Raw genomic sequence first — 577 nt, forward strand, 5'->3', positions numbered from 1 at the left:
GGCTACGTGCAGAACATGGCTTCGACTGCCGGGTACGGGCGCATGGTTGCGGATGGCGGGTTGGCTGCCGTCCGCGGCGTTGCCCTTTCCGACGACGATCGCGTCCGTGGCTGGATCATCGAGCGGCTGATGTGTGATTTTGCCTTCTCGGCAGTCGACCTGGTGGAGCGGTTCGGCAAAGCCGGCGAGCAGCTCCTTCATCGCTCGAGGTCCATCGCACTCCACGATCCTGCCCGAGCGCTTGAATTCGATGGTGACAGTTTCCTCGTACGGACTGAAAGTCGCCCCTTCATTCGAACCATCGCGGCCAAGTTCGATACATATTTCAAAGGGGGAACGGCGAGGCACTCGGTGGCGGTCTGAGCAAAGCACAGTGCGCTCGCCGTTTGGTCGATCGGCGAACCAGCTGCGTTCGTTTTGACCGCTCATAGGCGACTACCGCATCAAATCGTCGACCGTGAACAATCCGAGCCCTAAGCGGCGACCGGCTTCGGCCGGATTTGAAGCAGGGCAATCAAGAGCGACAAAAACCCCTTCAGCCACCTGAGCAGGAGGGAGAAGTTGTAGCCGGCGGCGG

The 577-nt window shown here is 60.7% G+C and carries 1 protein-coding gene; it reads right to left on the bottom strand.

All coding sequences use genetic code 11. The features are described from left to right. A partial coding sequence (locus EN932_RS39425; RefSeq protein WP_245483422.1) for a hypothetical protein occupies positions 1 to 201 on the bottom strand: 201 nt, incomplete at its 3' end. Positions 202 to 577 lie beyond the last annotated feature (376 nt).

It is taken from the genome of Mesorhizobium sp. M7A.F.Ca.US.002.01.1.1, assembly GCF_004022955.1.
Lineage (GTDB): Bacteria > Pseudomonadota > Alphaproteobacteria > Rhizobiales > Rhizobiaceae > Mesorhizobium > Mesorhizobium ciceri.